A 17433-nucleotide genomic window follows, 5' to 3' on the forward strand; every position below is an offset into this window, starting at 1 on the left:
TATACATTACTCAAAATTAAGATAATATTTTTACATTTTTCTTGTTTTATCATTTCATTTTTAAGAATTCAATAAATAGACGCACCCACGCCCCTATTAGCAACAATCCGCCAATAGGCGTAATTATTCCAATTATTTTAAAATCGAAAGTCGTTAATGCATTTGTTGCTAACCCGTAAATAGACCCGGAAAAAAACACAATTCCAACTAATGTTAAATAATATATGAGATGTTTTGCTTTTATTGAGATACTGTTTATTGAACCAACAAACAAGAGAAACAACGCATGATACATTTGGTATCTTACGCCAGTTTCGAAAGTCTGTTGCGCCTCAACAGTAATGAGTGCTTTTAAACCATGGGCTCCAAAAGCACCTAACACTATTCCTGTTATCCCTAAAATAGCTGCTGTAATCAATATTGTTTTGTTCATATTAATATCGTGTTTTAGTCCTAAATTACCTTTGTATTTCTTAAATTAGATGCTACAAAATTACTTAACAAATCTTACTATGCGAAAGGTTTTGCTTATTGGTTCTGGTAAATCTAGCTCCTATTTATTAAAATACCTACTAAATAAATCAGCTGAAGAAAACCTTTTTATTACGGTTGGCGATATCAATATTGAAAATTCTAAAAAAATTATAGGCAATCATGAAAATGCCGCCACCATTTGCCTCGATATTTTTGATGAAACTTCCCGTAAAGATGCCATAAAAAATGCCGATATCGTCGTTTCGATGCTGCCGGCAACTTTACATATCGAAATTGCAAAAGATTGTATTGCATTTGAAAAGAACATGGTAACAGCTTCGTATGTAAGCCCCGAAATGCAAGCTCTAAATGATGATGCAAAAGCCAAAGGACTTATATTTTTAAATGAAATTGGCGTAGATCCTGGGATTGACCATATGAGCGCCATGCATGTTTTAGATCGTATTCGTGATAATGGTGGAAAAATAATACTCTTCGAATCGTTTGCTGGTGGCTTAATTGCACCAGAAAGTGACAACAATCTTTGGAATTATAAATTTACCTGGAACCCAAGAAACGTGGTAACTGCCGGACAAGGTGGTGCTGCGAAATTTTTACAAGAAGCCACGTATAAATACATTCCGTATAATAGGCTATTCAGACGTACAGAATTTTTAGATATAGATGGGTTTGGTCGTTTTGAAGTCTATGCAAACCGCGATTCGCTTAAATACCAATCTGTTTATGGCTTAGATAATATAAAAACCTTGTACCGAGGCACCATACGGCGTGTTGGCTTTTGTAGAGCATGGCATATTTTTGTATCTCTAGGAATGACCGACGATAGCTATATTATTGAAGATAGCGAAAACATGAGTTACCGCGATTTTGTCAACGCTTTTTTACCTTACAGCCCGTCTGATTCGGTAGAGTTAAAGTTAAGGCATCAGTTAAAGATTGATCAAGACGACATTGTGTGGGATAAACTGGTAGAACTCGACATTTTTAATGCCAAAAAACCTGTAGCACTCAAAAAAGCAACGCCAGCACAGATACTCCAAAAAATATTAATGGATAGCTGGACGCTTGATAAAACAGACAAAGACATGCTCGTGATGTATCATAAATTTGGCTACGAAAAACATGGAAAACAGTATCAAATAGATAGCAGTATGGTTGTTTTAGGCGAAGATCAAACGTTTACCGCCATGGCCAAAACCGTAGGATTACCCGTTGCCATGGCGACATTGGCGATATTGAATAAAAAAATAACAGCACGTGGCGTTCAGATACCCGTAATTAAAGAAATATATCAACCCATTTTAAAAGAATTAGAAACGTTTGGCATTCAATTTCACGAAAAAGAAGTTCCTTATCTGGGTTACAACCCTCTAAATAATTAAAATTTGGGTGTTCCCCTACGGGTCAGGCTTTACGTTACAAGTCCTCGCTCACCCCGATAGCCATTGGGGTCGCTGTGGGCTTTTCACTTCAATCCTTAACGCAGTTTTAGCCACAATGTAAGCTACTTAAGTTCAATTCAAAAACAGGAAAAACAACACTAAATCCGCCAATTTTAAAGTCAAATTATCAATTCAAAAATAATCTACTTCTTAAGTAACATTTTTCACATTTTAACACCCTAATGTAGTATATTTATCACACACAATTTTATTCTTTTATGAAAAAACCTTTACTATTCCTGCTTATTACTTTTTTAGTGACTTTAAACACGTTTTCTCAAGAAACAAAAGATTCAAAACCTGCAATATCCAGAAACCACGAAATAAAACTCGGGGCTATCAAACTACTTTCTGGCGGCATTTTTGAAGTAAGTTACGAATATATACTAGACACCAACCAAGGGTTTGGTGCTGCACTATTACTTAATTTAGACACAGGAAACCAATACGTAGAAAATTATTCATTAACACCGTTTTACAGAATGTATTTTCAAACCAAAGAAGATTATGGTGCAAAAGGATTTTTTGTTGAAGGGTTCGTTTCTTTTTTTGGAGGTAAAAACTACTATTATACTTACGATATGCTAAACACCATCGACGATAATTTTTTTGATACCTCGGTTGGATTAAGTTTAGGTAAAAAATGGATTAATTCGGCTGGATTTGTTTTCGAATTTAAAGTGGGTGCAGGCAGAAATTTACTTAACGGTAGCGAATTCGATGCCCTATTTAAAGGGGATTTATATATTGGTTACCGTTTTTAAAAACAATATATTTAAAATACAAAACCCAAGCAAATGCTTGGGTTTTTCTATTTTATTGAGATTCCTGCTTTCGCAGGAATAATTACATTTTCATTAACCAAGTACGAACATCAACCTCTTGTTTAATTATATCTCTTAAGTCTTCAATTTTAACACGTTCTTGTTCCATAGAATCTCTATGACGAATGGTAACCGTGTTATCTTCTAAAGTGTCATGATCTACAGTAATACAAAATGGCGTACCATTGGCATCTTGCCTTCTATAACGTCTTCCAACGGCATCTTTTTCATCGTAATCTACATTAAAATCCCACTTTAAATCGTCTACAATTTGTTTTGCGATTTCTGGCAATCCGTCCTTTTTCACTAACGGCAAAACTGCTGCTTTAATAGGCGCCAATACACTTGGTAATTTTAATACGGTACGTGTGGTTCCGTTCTCCAGTTCTTCTTCCACCAACGAGTTTGAAAATACTGCTAAAAACATACGGTCTAACCCGATGGATGTTTCTAACACATAAGGCACATAGCTTTTATTTTCTTCAGGATCGAAATATTGTAATTTTTTACCTGAATATTTTTCGTGTTGCGATAAATCGAAATCGGTACGCGAATGAATGCCTTCTAATTCTTTAAACCCAAATGGGAATTTAAACTCGATATCGGCAGCAGCATCGGCATAATGCGCTAATTTTTCATGGTCGTGAAAACGGTAATTATCGGCTCCCATGCCTAAGCTTAAATGCCATTTCATTCTGGTAGCTTTCCAATGCTCATACCACTCCACTTGCGTTCCTGGTTTGATAAAAAACTGCATTTCCATTTGTTCGAACTCACGCATTCTAAAAATAAACTGTCTTGCTACAATTTCATTTCTGAAGGCTTTACCAGTTTGCGCAATACCAAACGGAATTTTTAATCGGCTTGTTTTCTGAACATTTAAAAAATTCACGAAAATACCTTGTGCTGTTTCTGGACGTAAATACAAATCCATAGCGTTTTCGGCCGAAGCTCCAAGCTTCGTGCCAAACATAAGGTTAAACTGCTTTACATCGGTCCAGTTTCTGGAACCTGTTAATGGGTCGGCAATTTCTAATTCTTCAATGAGCGCCTTCACATCGGCTAAATCTTCGTTTTCCAACGATTTTGCCATACGCGACAGCGTGGTATTTATTTTTTCTTGATAGTCTACAACACGTGCATTGGTTGTAATAAACTCTTCTTTATTAAAAGCATCGCCAAAACGTTTAGCTGCTTTTTCTACTTCCTTATCAATTTTGGCTTCAATTTTAGCACAATAATCTTCTATAAGCACATCGGCTCTATAGCGTTTTTTAGAATCTTTATTGTCAATTAAAGGGTCATTAAACGCATCTACGTGCCCTGAAGCTTTCCAAGTAGTTGGATGCATAAAAATGGCTGCATCTATCCCAACAATATTATCATTCATTTGCACCATGGCTTTCCACCAATAGTCGCGAATGTTTTTCTTTAATTCTGCACCGTTTTGTGCGTAGTCGTAAACTGCACTTAATCCATCGTAGATTTCACTACTTTGAAACACGTAACCATACTCTTTTGCGTGAGAGATTACTTTTTTAAATTGATCGTCGTTATTTGCCATGGTGCAAAAATAAAAAACCGCATCAAACTTAATGCGTTCTTTAGTAAAAATTAAGTCTTGTAATCACTTATTTTTAATTGCGTTAGGGATTGAAGCAATTGTTTGAGCTCTTTTTGTGACGTTAGGAACAAAAAAGCGAGTGCGGAAAGCCCGACCCTTGCGGTAACGCCCAAAAAATTCTTAATAATTTATCTTTTTTAATTAAGTTTACATAACCACATAGCTCATAGATGTTTAAACCACTCGTTAATTTGTTTTTTCCGAAAGTTTGTTATGCTTGCCTTAATATTTTAAGCGATAATGAAGATACGATTTGTGTAAATTGCAGGCATGATTTACCGGTGACTAATTTTCATTTTGACAATGATGATTCTGTAGCAAAAGCACTTTATGGTCGCGCAAAAATAGAACACGGCACCGCACTTTTCCGCTTTGAAAAAAAGGGCTTGGTGCAACAGCTTATTCATGGTTTAAAATACAAAGGGTACGAAACCATTGGCTATGCTTTAGGAGATTGGTTAGGTGGCGAATTAAATGAATTGGACCATTACAGAACTGTTGATGTTGTTATTCCTGTACCACTGCATAAAAACAAACTTAAAAAAAGAGGCTATAACCAAGTTGCTAAATTTGGACAGCAAATAGCGAAAGCCTTAGAGGCGCACTACGAGGATGACGTACTTATTAAAGTAACCAACACCACATCGCAAACCACCAAGAGCAGATTTACCCGCTGGAATAACACCGACGAACTATTTACAATAAAAAATATAAATTCAATTGAAAACAAACATGTACTTTTGGTTGACGATTTAATAACAACAGGCGCTACTTTAGAAGCTTGTATAACGGTATTACAAAAAGCAAAAAACGTAAAAATTAGTATTGCTACTATGGCAATAGCTTAGGCAGTATACCGTTATATCTTTAAATTTATGTAGGTTTGCAAAATATTTAAAATTGGTGATGAACAAAACCCTTTCAAATTTTATTTTACTAGTATTTATAGGTCTTGTAATTGTAAATTGCGCAAACAGAGGAACTCCTGAAGGCGGACCAAAAGACACAACCCCTCCAAAAATAGTAGATGAAATCCCAAAAAATTACACCACTAATTTTAAAGGAAAGGTAATTAAGATTTATTTTAACGAATATGTTAAGGTAAAAGACCTGCAAAAACAGCTGATTATTTCGCCACCCATGAATACGCAGCCAGAAATAACACCGTTAAGCACTGCCAGTAAATACCTAACTATAAAAATTTACGATACTTTACAGGCGAACACCACGTATGCCTTTAATTTTGGGAATAGCATAGTTGACAATAACGAAGGAAATCCGTATCCATATTACAGATATGTGTTTTCTACAGGCGATTATATCGATTCGTTAAGTGTAAAAGGTAATATTGTTGATGCACTAAAATCTAAACCTGAAACCTTTGTAACAGTAGGGCTTTACGAAGTAGACTCTACATTTAACGACTCCATTATTTACAAAAAGCCACCCAAATATATTACCAACACCCTAGATAGCGTAACTACATTTTCTATAGACAATATTAAAGCGGGGAAATATATGCTCATGGCGTTAAAAGATGTGAATAGCGATAATAAATTTCAGCAGAAAGCTGATCAAGTCGCGTTTAATAAAACCTTTATAACGGTTCCGACAGATTCCTTATACACACTTAAATTATTTACTGAAGAAAGAGATTTTGTTGCCTCAAGACCACAAATGGTTGCCAACGAAAAAATTGCTTTTGGATATGAGGGTGATTTTTCTAAAATGAACATTAAAATAAAATCTGAAGTTCCTGAAGATTTTAGTTACCGTATTACTAAAGATGAAAAAACCGACACTCTTTATTATTGGTATAAACCAAAATTAGAGGTCGATTCGCTTAATTTTAAAGTAACACATGTTAATTATGAAAAAGATTTTACTGCCAAAATTAGAAAACAAAAGCAAGATTCTTTAACTATAAAAGTAAGTCCGAGTGGTACTATTGGCATGAATGAAGCTATATCTCTTAGAGGAAGCACACCTTTAGACCGTTTTGATACTTCTAAAATTACGCTTATTGATAAGGATTCTGCAAAGGTTGATTTTACTACCAAATTTGACACGTTGAACAATACTTACGCCCTCGATTTTAAAAAGAAAGAGGATAACAAATATAACCTTCTAGTGTTACCAGGTGCTTTTACAGATTTTTACAATAAAGAAAATGATACCTTAAAAATAGGTTTTGGCACCAGAAAAGCTTCTGATTATGGTTTTGTTAGATTCACGTTGGTGAATGCTAAATATCCGCTTATTATTCAATTAACTGACGAAAAAGGCGAAGTAAAAGTAGAACAATACACCACCAAACCCGAAGTGGTCGATTTTTTAAATCTAACACCAAGCACCTATTACATTCGCGTAATACACGATGCTAATGGCAATGGCAAATATGATAGTGGTAATTACTTGAAAAAAATTCAACCTGAACATGTTAGTCACTTTAAAGAAGTGGAGGTACGAGCAGATTGGGGATACCCAGAAACACTCGAATTTACGTCAGAATAAAAGCATCTTTATCGTCTAAAAATTTAAGTTTATTACGATAATAAGTAATGTGATGGCGATCTAACACCGCAATTTCAATATGTTCTTTATTTGGGCGAAGTATGGTAACGGGATTTCCTAAAACATCGTAAACAGCCGAATGACCTGTGTATTCGTTTTCGGCTTCATCTAATCCCACCCTATTTACGCCAATAACATAGCACATGTTTTCGATGGCGCGCGCTTTTAACAAAATGTCCCAAGGCAAAATTCTAGGTTTTGGCCAGTTTGCTACATAGATTAGCGCATCATAGTCTTCTGTATTTCTAGCCCAAACAGGAAAACGCAAATCGTAACACACTAAGGGGCAAATTTTCCATCCTTTGTATTCTACAATCACTTTTTCTGAACCTGCTGAAAAGACTTTGTCTTCGCCAGCAAGGGTGAAAGTATGCCGTTTGTTGTAAGTAGTAATTAATCCAGATGGTTCTACAAAAAGCAAACGATTATAAAACTTGCCAGCTTCTTGTATTATAAGGCTTCCAACAATGGCTACCCCTGTTTGCAACGCCATTTTTTTCATCCATTCCACACTTTTCCCGTCCATCGTTTCAGCGACGGCAGCGGCATTCATGGTAAAACCGCTGGTAAACATTTCTGGCAACACAATAAGATCTACTGGAGTAATGATACTCTCAATTTTTTCAGAAAAAAGCTTTCTGTTTTTTTTCGGCTTTTCCCAAATTAAATTGGACTGAATTATTGCTACTTTAAGTTGATCTTCCATAGCTTAAAAGTAATTATTTTTTTATTACTTTTTAATTTTTAGCTTATGAATTTATACTTGATTTCAGGCAAAATAAGTTACCTAATTACGGTTGAAAAAGACACTCATTTTAAAAACAAGGATATCATAACTGAGGAACCACTAAATGAATTGATTTTCTTTTAAAACACAATTTGAAGCAAAAAAAAAGGAACAATAAATTGCCCCTTTTCATTACTATCAGAAAACTAAAGTTTTCTTCTCGCTTTTTCTATATCTTCTTTTAAACCATCGATTTTTTTAAGCCATTTTTCTTCATCATTAGGTGATAATTTACCTTTATCTCTTAGTCTTTCATATTTGTCTATCGCCTTGTTATAGTCGTTAGTGGCTTTTTCAAATCTAGATTCCGATTTTTCTTTTTGTCTTAATTCTTTTTCGGCTGCTTTTTGTCTTTTTTCAGCTTGTTTAATTCGCTTTTCGGCCGCTTTTTGTTCTTTCTCAGCTTCTTTAATCTGTTTTTCAGCTAATTCACGTTCCTTTTGCATGGCTTTTTGGCGTTCTAAAGCTGCCCTAATTTCTGTTTGATCTTCTATTGATAATGTATTGGTTACATTCTCTTTGTCTCTTAAAATAGTTTTTCCTTTAACTTTATAAGTAACACCTCCATAGGTAACTTCTTGAGCCTGTGCGCCCAAAGCGAAACCCAAAAACACTACTACAACTACAAATAATTTCATGATATTTTTTTATTAAACTGTTATACACTTTAGACTATAAAACCTTAAAAAGGTCACAATTAAATACTGTTTAAAATAGCAGCGGCCCTTTTTAAAGTATCGTCTGTTTTCGCAAAACAAAACCGAAGCACTTTATTATCTAAATTATTACTATTAAAAACCGACAATGGTATGGATGCTATTCCAGATTCGATGGTTAAACTTTTTGCATAGTCAACATCCATTTCATTGGTAATTTTTGAGTACTCTAAAATTTGAAAATACGTGCCTTTGGAAGGTGTAAATTTAAACCTAGAATCCTTTATTAAATTTAAGAATAAATTCCGTTTTCTTTCGTAAAAATCTGATAATTCTAAATAATGTTTTGGCTCTTGCATATAGTCTGCAATTCCCTTTTGGGTAGGATGATGTATGCAAAACACATTAAACTGATGAACTTTTAAAAATTCCTGCATCAACTCTTTTGGCGCACAACAATACCCAATGCGCCACCCTGTATTATGGAAGGTTTTACAAAATGAAGCAACCACAAAACTTCGCGATTTTAAATCGGAAAATAAACAGGCGCTTTGATGTTTTTCGTTATCATAAATCATGTGTTCGTAAACCTCGTCGCTTAACACAATAATATTTGTGTTTCTGGTTAAATCCTGTAACTGCAGCATATCTGCTTTAGAAAAGACCGTTCCCGTTGGATTATGAGGCGTATTCACAATAATCATTTTGGTGCGACTATTTATTTTTTCTTTAACAACGTTCCAGTCGACTTTAAAATTATTAAAAGTCTGTAATTGTACAGACACTGCTTTTCCGCCATTTAATTCGATGGCAGGTTGATAGCTATCGTATGCAGGTCTGAAAATAATCACCTCGTCATTTGCTTTTACAAAGGTGGTAATGATTGTAAAAATTGCCTGGGTAGCACCCGCCGTAACCGTAATTTCGTTTTCTGGGTGATAACTGGTATTGTAAAGTAATTCGAATTTTTTGGATATGGCATTTCGCAATTCCAAATTCCCTTGCATGGGTGCGTAGTGGTTATAGCCCGTATTCATTGCTTTTGCAACCAAATCGATTAGCTTCTGGTCGCTATCAAAATCTGGAAACCCCTGCGATAAATTAATCGCATTGTGCTCTGTTGCCAAGGCACTCATTACCGAAAAAATCGTAGTGCCTACATTTGGAAGTTTCGATTTAAAGTTCAATGTTTCAAGTTTAAGGTTAAAAGTTGCTCGCAAAGTCGCAGAGACGCAAAGTTGAAAATTTCCAAAAAGAGTACTCTTACTGTTGGGGATATATAATCTTCGGTCATCCGTCTTCCGTCTTCCGTCTTTAATTTACACAATATTCATCTTTTTCAATAAAAAAGAGGCATTCATATTTTTGCAAATACCTTGTTTTAAGGTATAATCAAAATACAATTCATCATTAATAATTTCGGCATCAAAATAGTAGTTTTTTACATCTTCCAGCTCCTTTTCAATGTCACATAAACTTAAATCGTGTGTGGCTATGATGCCCGTTGCGTTGGAGGCTACCAGTTTCTCAACAAATTTCCTAGAGCCAATAGCCTTATCGGTGCTATTGGTTCCTTTTAAAATTTCATCTAAAACAATAAAATAAGGTTCTTTTACTATAGCATCTACTATAAATTTTAATCGTGTTAATTCTGAAAAGAAATACGAGCTATCATCGGTTAACGAATCGGTTGTGCGCATGCTTGTAATAAGTTTTACTGGCGAATAGCAACTTGACTTTGCACAAACCGGCAATCCAACATTCGCCATAACAATATGTAAAGATACCGTTCTTAAAAATGTACTTTTTCCAGCCATATTCGCACCTGTAACAATAAAAAACTGCTCGTTATTTATCGTTACATCGCTATCTACACGCTTTTTCTTATTCAATAACGGATGCCCTAAACTATCAGCTTTTATAATCGAAGATTTTTCTTGAATGGCAGGAAACACAAAATCGGGATGATTAAATGCAAAGTTTCCTAACGAATTATAAGCGTCGAAAAATGACACTACTTCAAACCAATCTGACACTTTATCGGCATGTTCCTTAATCCATTGTTCGATATGAAAACTATTTTTAATATCTGAAAGAAAGTAGCCATTTCCGAAAATGGCCCAAATTAAATTATTTCGGTTATCTAAAGCATCCAGTGCCTTTGAAAGCTCTCTAAAAATAATTGACGCTTTTTTACCTTCTTGCTGAATTTGTTGCTGTTTTTGCTTTAATAATTCGGATGAAAACAATTCATTTTCAATCAAATCCAACAAGGATGCATATTGACGAAAAGTTTCTTTAACCTTATCGGTTTTTGAAGACAGCAGGTTTATTTTTTTCAAATAAACACCCGTGATTCCTAAACCAATTAGCAACCAATAGCCAATAAAAGTAGCATCAATCACGTTAAAAATGCCTAGAACAAAAATAAGTAGAGACATCATCGAAAAACCTAATGGAAGCCATTTTACCGATTTAGACAAAAAAGATTCGTATTGTTTCAACCAACTAATAATGTGCGTTGCAGGTGTTTCAACAGTTACTAAGCCAGAAGTTGCCGAATAAAACTGACGCCATTGTGGTTTTGTGCTTAATTCTTTAATGGCATCTTGCCTTAATACAATGTTTTCTATGTTATTTGCTTTTAAAGCATCTGCCAATTTTTGAGCACCTTCATTGATGGTTGTTCTATTAATAAATTGGAAAAACGATCCACGACCAAACAAATCGATATCTAAACTATAAAAATGGCTAGGGTCTTGATATTGCAACCCGGTTTCTCTTTGATGAAAATCACCCGACGCAATGCTTATTTCATCTTTATTAATATCGACCAAAGCTTCATTAAACTGTTTTTTTGCCTTAACATCATTATATTTTGATAATAAAAACAGAAAAACAACAATCCCAGAAACGGCAACGGTAACGGCTAGTTGCCAGTATTCAAACATGACGTAAATACCCATAACTACCATTATAAAAACCAAAAGACGGTACAAGCTTAAAGCTGTCATTTTTTTATACAAGCTTTTCGTTTCTGCTTGATAGATCTCTAGATGTTTCTGATAATAGGATAATGGACTGTTCATTAATATGTTTATTGAAAAAGTAAAGAAACAAAAAAGCCCTGAGAAATTTCAGAGCTTTAAAGTTATAATTTGTTTGAGTTTAGTCTCTAGAACCTCCAAATACTTGAAGTGCCCAATACACTAAGGATGCTAAGGCACCAATAGCAGCTACTAAATAGGTTCTTGCGGCCCATTTAAGTGCATCTTCAGATCCCACATATTCTTGTTGAGACACCATGTTTTTGTTTTTTAACCATGCTAAAGCACGATTACTTGCATCGTATTCTACTGGTAAGGTTATAAAACTAAAGGCTGTTGCAAAACCCATCATAACCAAACCTGCAACGGCCACATAATAACCAATGCCTAATCCGGCGGCAGCTCCTAACATTAAGCCGCCAATAACTACCCATTGCGACATTCCAGAAGTAACGCTAACAATAGGCACTAAAGCCGAACGCATTTTTAACCATTCGTAAGCCTGTGCATGTTGAACAGCATGACCACATTCGTGGGCTGCCACAGCTGCCGCAGCAGCATTACGTTGGTTGTAAACCGATTCGCTTAAATTAACCGTTTTGTTTTTAGGATTGTAATGGTCCGTTAATTGTCCTGCCGTAGAAATTACCTCAACATCGGTAATACCATGGTCTGCCAACATTTTTTCGGCAATTTCTCTTCCGCTCATACCATTGCGTAATTGCACTTTAGAATACTGCTCGAACTTACGCTTTAACTTACTGCTCACTAACCAGCTTACAAGAGCAATTCCACCTAATAATATATAATATCCAATCATTGTTTTTAAATTTTAATTTCGATTTAAATATAACAAAAATCCCGCCATTTATTACATATGAAAAAATGTCAGTATTTCTAATACTCAAAAACCCCTGAAATATAATCTCAGAGGTTTTTTTAATCTAAAAAATTTTAGGGTTTATGCTTCAGCAAATTCTAAATCGAATGCTTCAGCTATTTCTTTGTAAACAATCTCACCTTTTACAATGTTTAATCCTTTTGCTAAAGATGGTGTGTTTTCGCAAGCCGCTTCCCAACCTTGATTTGCTAATTTAATAACATATGGTAAGGTTACATTGGTCAACGCCATAGTTGATGTATAAGGTACAGCTCCAGGCATATTGGCAACACTGTAATGCACCACATCATCAATAATATACGTAGGGTCCTGGTGTGTTGTAGGTCTGGTAGTTTCAAAACAACCGCCTTGATCTACTGCCACATCAACCATAACGGTTCCTGGGCGCATTTCCTTAAGCATATCTTTTGTAATTAATTTTGGTGCTTTTGCGCCTTTTATAAGGACACCACCAATAATTAAATCGGCATCTTTTATATGTTTTCTAATATTGTATTCACTTGAAAATTCGCTAACTACGTTGTTTGGCATCGAATCACTTACATAACGTAAAGCTTTCATATTAATATCTAAAATATAAACACTTGCACCTAAACCGGCAGCCATTTTTGCAGCTTGATAGCCTACAACACCAGCTCCTAAAATAAGTACTTTAGCTGGAGGCACTCCTGGTACGCCTCCTAATAAAATACCACGACCCATAATAGGTTTTTCTAGATATTTAGCCCCTTGTTGTATAGACATTCTACCTGCTACTTCAGACATTGGGATTAATAATGGTAAGGTTCCATCGGCTTCTTCTACCGTTTCATAAGCTATACAAATAGCTTTGCTTTTAATCATGGCATGAGTAAGCGGCTCGCTTGATGCAAAATGAAAATATGTAAAAACTACCTGGTCTGGTTTTATTAAACTGTATTCTTGTTCAATAGGTTCTTTCACCTTTACAATCATTTCGGCAATATCGTAAACTTCCTCAATGGTATCAAGAATAGTTGCGCCTGCACCCTCATAATCTTCATCTAAAAAACCACTATTAAAGCCTGCATTTTTTTGCACATAAACTTCATGATTTCTTTTAGTAAGTTCGAATACACCAGAAGGTGTCATACCTACTCTATTTTCATTATTTTTAATTTCTATAGGAACACCAATTTTCATAATTTATTATTTTAAGTTAGTCTGAAAACGTATGCTAAATTAAAATATTTGATTGATAATATCTTATTATATTTAAAATTTTATGATTTATTTTAGACGAAAAGTCGTATTCACTGAAAAAACAATAAAATACTGGTGTTTTTAAGAAATTTATTATGCATTTTATTTCATCAAAAAAATGATAAAAATCATCATCTCACATTTTCAAGACATTATTTTTTTCGATATGTTATTTTAAAATAAATAAGTAGAAATGCAGAACCTAAAGTGATGGTATTCGCCATAATCATTGATGGGCTTTCTTTGTAATACCCATACACTAACCATAAAAAAACACCAACAAAAAACATGAGTAACATGGAAAAAGATAATCCAGAAACATCTTTCGTTTTCCAAGTTTTAAAAACCTGTGGCAGAAATGCCGCTGTGGTTAGAAAAGCAGCAATAAATCCGATTGTTTCGATATAATTTGAACTAGCTAATTCCATTAATGATTTTAAAATTCCACGTTAATGCGAACGATAGTGAAGCAACCTCATAATACATTCTACAGTATTAATTCGCCGTTCCAAACTAAAAGATTCCGCTTTATTACATTTTACTCGTAATAACGTTACCCTACAATATTCACAATTTTACCAGGAACAATAATGACCTTTTTAGGTGTTCTTCCTGCTAATTGCTCTTGGGTTTTTTCGTGTGCCATAACCGCTTCTTCTATTTGCTTCGCATTAAAATCTAGTGGTAATTCTAATGTAAAACGTGTTTTTCCGTTGAAAGAAATCGGGTAGTTTTTACTACTTTCCACCAAATAACTCGCGTCGAATTCTGGAAATGCTGCCGTTGCAATAGATTCGTTATGCCCTAATTGATTCCATAATTCCTCGGCAATATGAGGTGCGTAGGGAGATAGAAGAATTAATAAAGGTTCTAAAATTTCTTTTGAAGTACATTTTTGAGCCGTTAATTCATTTACGGCAATCATAAACGTAGATACCGAAGTATTGAAAGAGAAATTCTCAATATCTTCCTGTACTTTTTTAATGGTTTTATGAAGTGTTTTTAGAGCCTCCCCTAACCCCTCCGAAGGAGGGGAACTCGTTACGTAAAAACTTCCGTTTTCTCCTTGATGGTATAATTTCCAAAGTTTCTTTAAAAAATTATGTACACCTGTAATACCTGCAGTATTCCAAGGTTTGTATTGCTCTAACGGGCCTAAAAACATTTCGTAAAGACGTAGACTATCGGCGCCATAATCCACACAAATTTGATCGGGATTAACGACGTTGTATTTGGATTTAGACATTTTTTCGACATCTCTACCTACTTTATAAACACCATCTTCCAAAACAAATTCAGCGTCCTTATATTCTTCTCTCCAGTTTTTGAAGGCTTCAATATCTAATTCATCGGAAGCATTAACAAAAGATACATCTGCATGAATTGGTTGGACATTTAATCCTTTAGTTAATCCTTTTGATACAAATTTATTTTCTCCTTCAACTCTATAAACAAAAGCACTAGTCCCCAAAATCATCCCCTGGTTTATCAGCTTTTTAGCATATTCATCAACAGGCACCAAGCCTTTATCAAACAAGAATTTTTGCCAAAAACGAGAATATAATAAATGCCCTGTGGCGTGCTCGCTTCCACCAATGTATAAATCGACATCTTTCCAGTAATTAAGCGCTTCTTTACTCGCGAACTCTTCGGTATTATGCGCATCCATGTAGCGATTAAAATACCAGGAACTTCCTGCCCACCCTGGCATGGTGTTTAACTCTAAGGCCCCACCTAACCTCCCCGAAGGGGAGGAATTTTCAAACTCCTCTTTTGATACTATCTTAGCATCATCACCATACTGCAACCAATGCCATTCTTTGGCGTTTCCTAAAGGTGGCTCTCCGGTTTCGGTTGGTAAATATTTTTCAACTTCGGGTAAACGTATTGGTAAATGTTTCGCATCAATCATTTGCGGCATACCATTTAAATAATACACTGGAAAAGGTTCCCCCCAATAACGCTGACGACTAAATACGGCATCGCGCAAACGGTAATTGGTTTTTCCTTCGCCCTGACCAAGTTTCTCTAATTCTTGAATGACTTTTTTGGTCGCTTCTTTATATGACAAACCATTTAAAAAATCGCTATTAGCAATCACCACATTGTCTTTTGAAGCATAGGCTTCTTCAGAAATATCAACCCCTTCAAAAATATTTGGGATGGGGATGTTGAAATGCTTTGCAAAATCGTAATCGCGTTGGTCGCCGCAAGGTACCGACATAACGGCTCCGGTTCCATAACCTGCCAACACGTAATCGCCAATCCAAATCGGAATCGGTTTTTTAGTAAACGGATGTTCTGCATAGGCGCCTGTAAACGCACCAGAAATGGTTTTAACATCGGCCATTCTATCGCGCTCACTACGTTTTGCGGTTGCTAAAACGTAGGCTTCAACCTCAGCTTTTTGTTCTGCGGTAGTTATTTGTGACACAAGTTCGTGTTCTGGCGCAAGCGTCATGAAACTAACTCCGAAAATGGTATCGGGGCGGGTTGTAAATACCTCAATCCCCCTAGCCCCCGAAGGGGGAATTTGCTCACTCATATGTGAATCACTTTTTACTGATTCTCTCTGTGATAATGCTTCTTGAATGATTTTTAAAACACTATCTATATTACCTAAAACCTCTTCATTTGAAAAACGAATGACTTTGTAATAATCATTTTCAAGAATTTCAGTTCGCTTTGCATCTTCTTCCAATTGATTTTCATGGATTTTGCCATCTACTTCAACAATCAGTTTTTTATCTAAACAAACAAAATCAACTATATAATCACCAATTAAATGCTGTTGTCTAAATTTAGCTTCAAGATTTTTATTTCTGAGTTGAGTCCATAATGCTGTTTCTGCCTCCGTTGGATTTGCGCGCATTTCTTTAGCACGTTCTAATAACAAATGCGAATTATTCCCACCAGTCAAATACCCCGCACGCTTAGGCGAACCCGTTTTCTCTTCCCCTTTGGGGAAGGATAGGATGGGGAATGAAACACTCGCCCCCACCGATTTTCCAATCCAGTTACGTTGGCTTTCCTTTAAAGAATCGGTCCAATCAATAGTATCTAAACCTTGAAGCAAACGTTCTGCATAAGCCGAAATACGCATACTCCATTGGGTCATTTTTTTTCTAATTACTGGATGTCCGCCACGTTCTGAAACTCCATTAACAATTTCATCATTTGCTAATACGGTTCCTAATGCAGGACACCAGTTTACTTCGGTTTCGGCTAAATAAGTCAGTCTGTATTGAAGTAATATTTGTTGTTGCTTTTTCGAATCAAAAGCGTTCCATTCTTCCGCAGAAAATGGTTCGATAGTATCATCGCAAACGGCATTTACTTTTGAATTTCCTTCTGAAGCAAATAATTTTTCTAATGTTGCAATATCTTCAGCTTTATCAGCGTCTTTATTATACCATGAATTGAACAATTGAATAAATATCCACTGTGTCCATTTGTAATAACTTGGATCTGAAGTACGCACTTCGCGCGACCAATCGAATGAAAATCCTATTTGATCTAACTGGCGTCGATAGGTTTTGATGTTTTCTTCGGTTGTAACCGCAGGATGTTGCCCCGTTTGAATGGCATATTGTTCGGCCGGTAAGCCAAAACTATCATACCCTTGCGGATGCAATACGTTAAACCCTTTGTGACGTTTGTATCGTGCATAAATATCGGAGGCAATGTACCCCAACGGATGCCCAACATGTAAGCCTGCACCACTTGGGTACGGGAACATATCTAACACATAAAATTTAGGTTTATCTGATTTGTTTTCAGCTTTAAACGTTTGGTTTTTTGCCCAGTAGTCTTGCCACTTTTTCTCGATTTTATTGAAATCGTATTTCATCCTGTTGTATTT

14 protein-coding genes are annotated in these 17433 nt (G+C 35.4%); 4 read left to right on the forward strand and 10 right to left on the reverse strand.

Annotated features, from left to right (window positions below):
• Window positions 1-49 precede the first annotated feature (49 nt).
• Window positions 50-433, reverse strand: coding sequence for a DUF423 domain-containing protein (locus ACFQ0I_RS01550; RefSeq protein WP_379938724.1), 384 nt, complete (start codon window positions 431-433; stop codon window positions 50-52).
• A gap of 79 nt (window positions 434-512) precedes the next feature.
• On the opposite strand from ACFQ0I_RS01550, the gene ACFQ0I_RS01555 reads away from it, so the two are divergent.
• Window positions 513-1877, forward strand: a complete 1365-nt coding sequence (locus ACFQ0I_RS01555; RefSeq protein WP_379938726.1) for a saccharopine dehydrogenase family protein — start codon at window positions 513-515, stop codon at window positions 1875-1877.
• Window positions 1878-2155: 278 nt separating this feature from the next.
• On the forward strand, window positions 2156-2701 hold the full coding sequence (locus ACFQ0I_RS01560) for a hypothetical protein (RefSeq protein ID WP_379938728.1): 546 nt from the start codon (window positions 2156-2158) through the stop codon (window positions 2699-2701).
• Window positions 2702-2783: 82 nt separating this feature from the next.
• Here the strand turns inward: ACFQ0I_RS01560 and ACFQ0I_RS01565 are convergent, their stop codons facing one another.
• A complete protein-coding gene (locus ACFQ0I_RS01565) occupies window positions 2784-4325 on the reverse strand; it encodes a glycine--tRNA ligase (protein ID WP_379938730.1) in 1542 nt (513 codons plus the stop codon).
• Window positions 4326-4555: 230 nt separating this feature from the next.
• Here ACFQ0I_RS01565 and ACFQ0I_RS01570 point away from each other — a divergent pair, with 230 nt between their 5' ends.
• Together ACFQ0I_RS01570 and ACFQ0I_RS01575 are read left to right on the forward strand one after the other, a co-directional pair.
• Window positions 4556-5233 carry a ComF family protein gene (locus ACFQ0I_RS01570; RefSeq protein ID WP_379938731.1) on the forward strand — a complete coding sequence of 226 codons (678 nt, stop codon included), beginning with the start codon at window positions 4556-4558 and terminating at the stop codon, window positions 5231-5233.
• Window positions 5234-5291: 58 nt separating this feature from the next.
• A complete protein-coding gene (locus ACFQ0I_RS01575) occupies window positions 5292-6899 on the forward strand; it encodes an Ig-like domain-containing protein (RefSeq protein ID WP_379938733.1) in 1608 nt (535 codons plus the stop codon).
• Here ACFQ0I_RS01575 and ACFQ0I_RS01580 read toward each other — a convergent pair.
• From ACFQ0I_RS01580 to leuS, 8 genes are all read right to left on the reverse strand, one after another.
• A complete protein-coding gene (locus ACFQ0I_RS01580) occupies window positions 6886-7665 on the reverse strand; it encodes an amidohydrolase (RefSeq protein WP_379938734.1) in 780 nt (259 codons plus the stop codon). The two genes, ACFQ0I_RS01575 and ACFQ0I_RS01580, sit on opposite strands and share 14 nt — an antisense overlap.
• A 227-nt stretch (window positions 7666-7892) precedes the next feature.
• Complete coding sequence (locus ACFQ0I_RS01585; protein WP_379938736.1) at window positions 7893-8384, reverse strand: hypothetical protein; 492 nt, start codon at window positions 8382-8384, stop codon at window positions 7893-7895.
• A 59-nt stretch (window positions 8385-8443) separates the two neighbouring features.
• A complete protein-coding gene (locus tag ACFQ0I_RS01590) occupies window positions 8444-9589 on the reverse strand; it encodes a methionine aminotransferase (RefSeq protein WP_379938737.1) in 1146 nt (381 codons plus the stop codon).
• A 132-nt stretch (window positions 9590-9721) separates the two neighbouring features.
• Window positions 9722-11491, reverse strand: a complete 1770-nt coding sequence (locus ACFQ0I_RS01595) for a MutS-related protein (protein WP_379938739.1) — start codon at window positions 11489-11491, stop codon at window positions 9722-9724.
• Between the two features lie 79 nt (window positions 11492-11570).
• Window positions 11571-12269 (reverse strand): zinc metallopeptidase, encoded by a 699-nt coding sequence (locus tag ACFQ0I_RS01600; RefSeq protein WP_379938741.1) that lies wholly within the window; start codon window positions 12267-12269, stop codon window positions 11571-11573.
• 141 nt (window positions 12270-12410) lie between these two features.
• Entirely contained in the window at window positions 12411-13511 is a 1101-nt protein-coding gene (ald, locus tag ACFQ0I_RS01605) for an alanine dehydrogenase (protein ID WP_379938742.1), read from the reverse strand.
• A 212-nt stretch (window positions 13512-13723) separates the two neighbouring features.
• The gene (locus tag ACFQ0I_RS01610; protein WP_379938744.1) at window positions 13724-13999 is read right to left on the reverse strand and encodes a SemiSWEET family sugar transporter; all 276 of its coding nucleotides are present in this window, start codon (window positions 13997-13999) and stop codon (window positions 13724-13726) included.
• Window positions 14000-14124: 125 nt separating this feature from the next.
• The gene (gene leuS / locus ACFQ0I_RS01615) at window positions 14125-17421 is read right to left on the reverse strand and encodes a leucine--tRNA ligase (RefSeq protein WP_379938746.1); all 3297 of its coding nucleotides are present in this window, start codon (window positions 17419-17421) and stop codon (window positions 14125-14127) included.
• Between the last annotated feature and the right edge of the window lie 12 nt (window positions 17422-17433).

It is taken from the genome of Mariniflexile aquimaris (genome assembly GCF_042676825.1).
Classification (GTDB): domain Bacteria; phylum Bacteroidota; class Bacteroidia; order Flavobacteriales; family Flavobacteriaceae; genus Mariniflexile; species Mariniflexile aquimaris.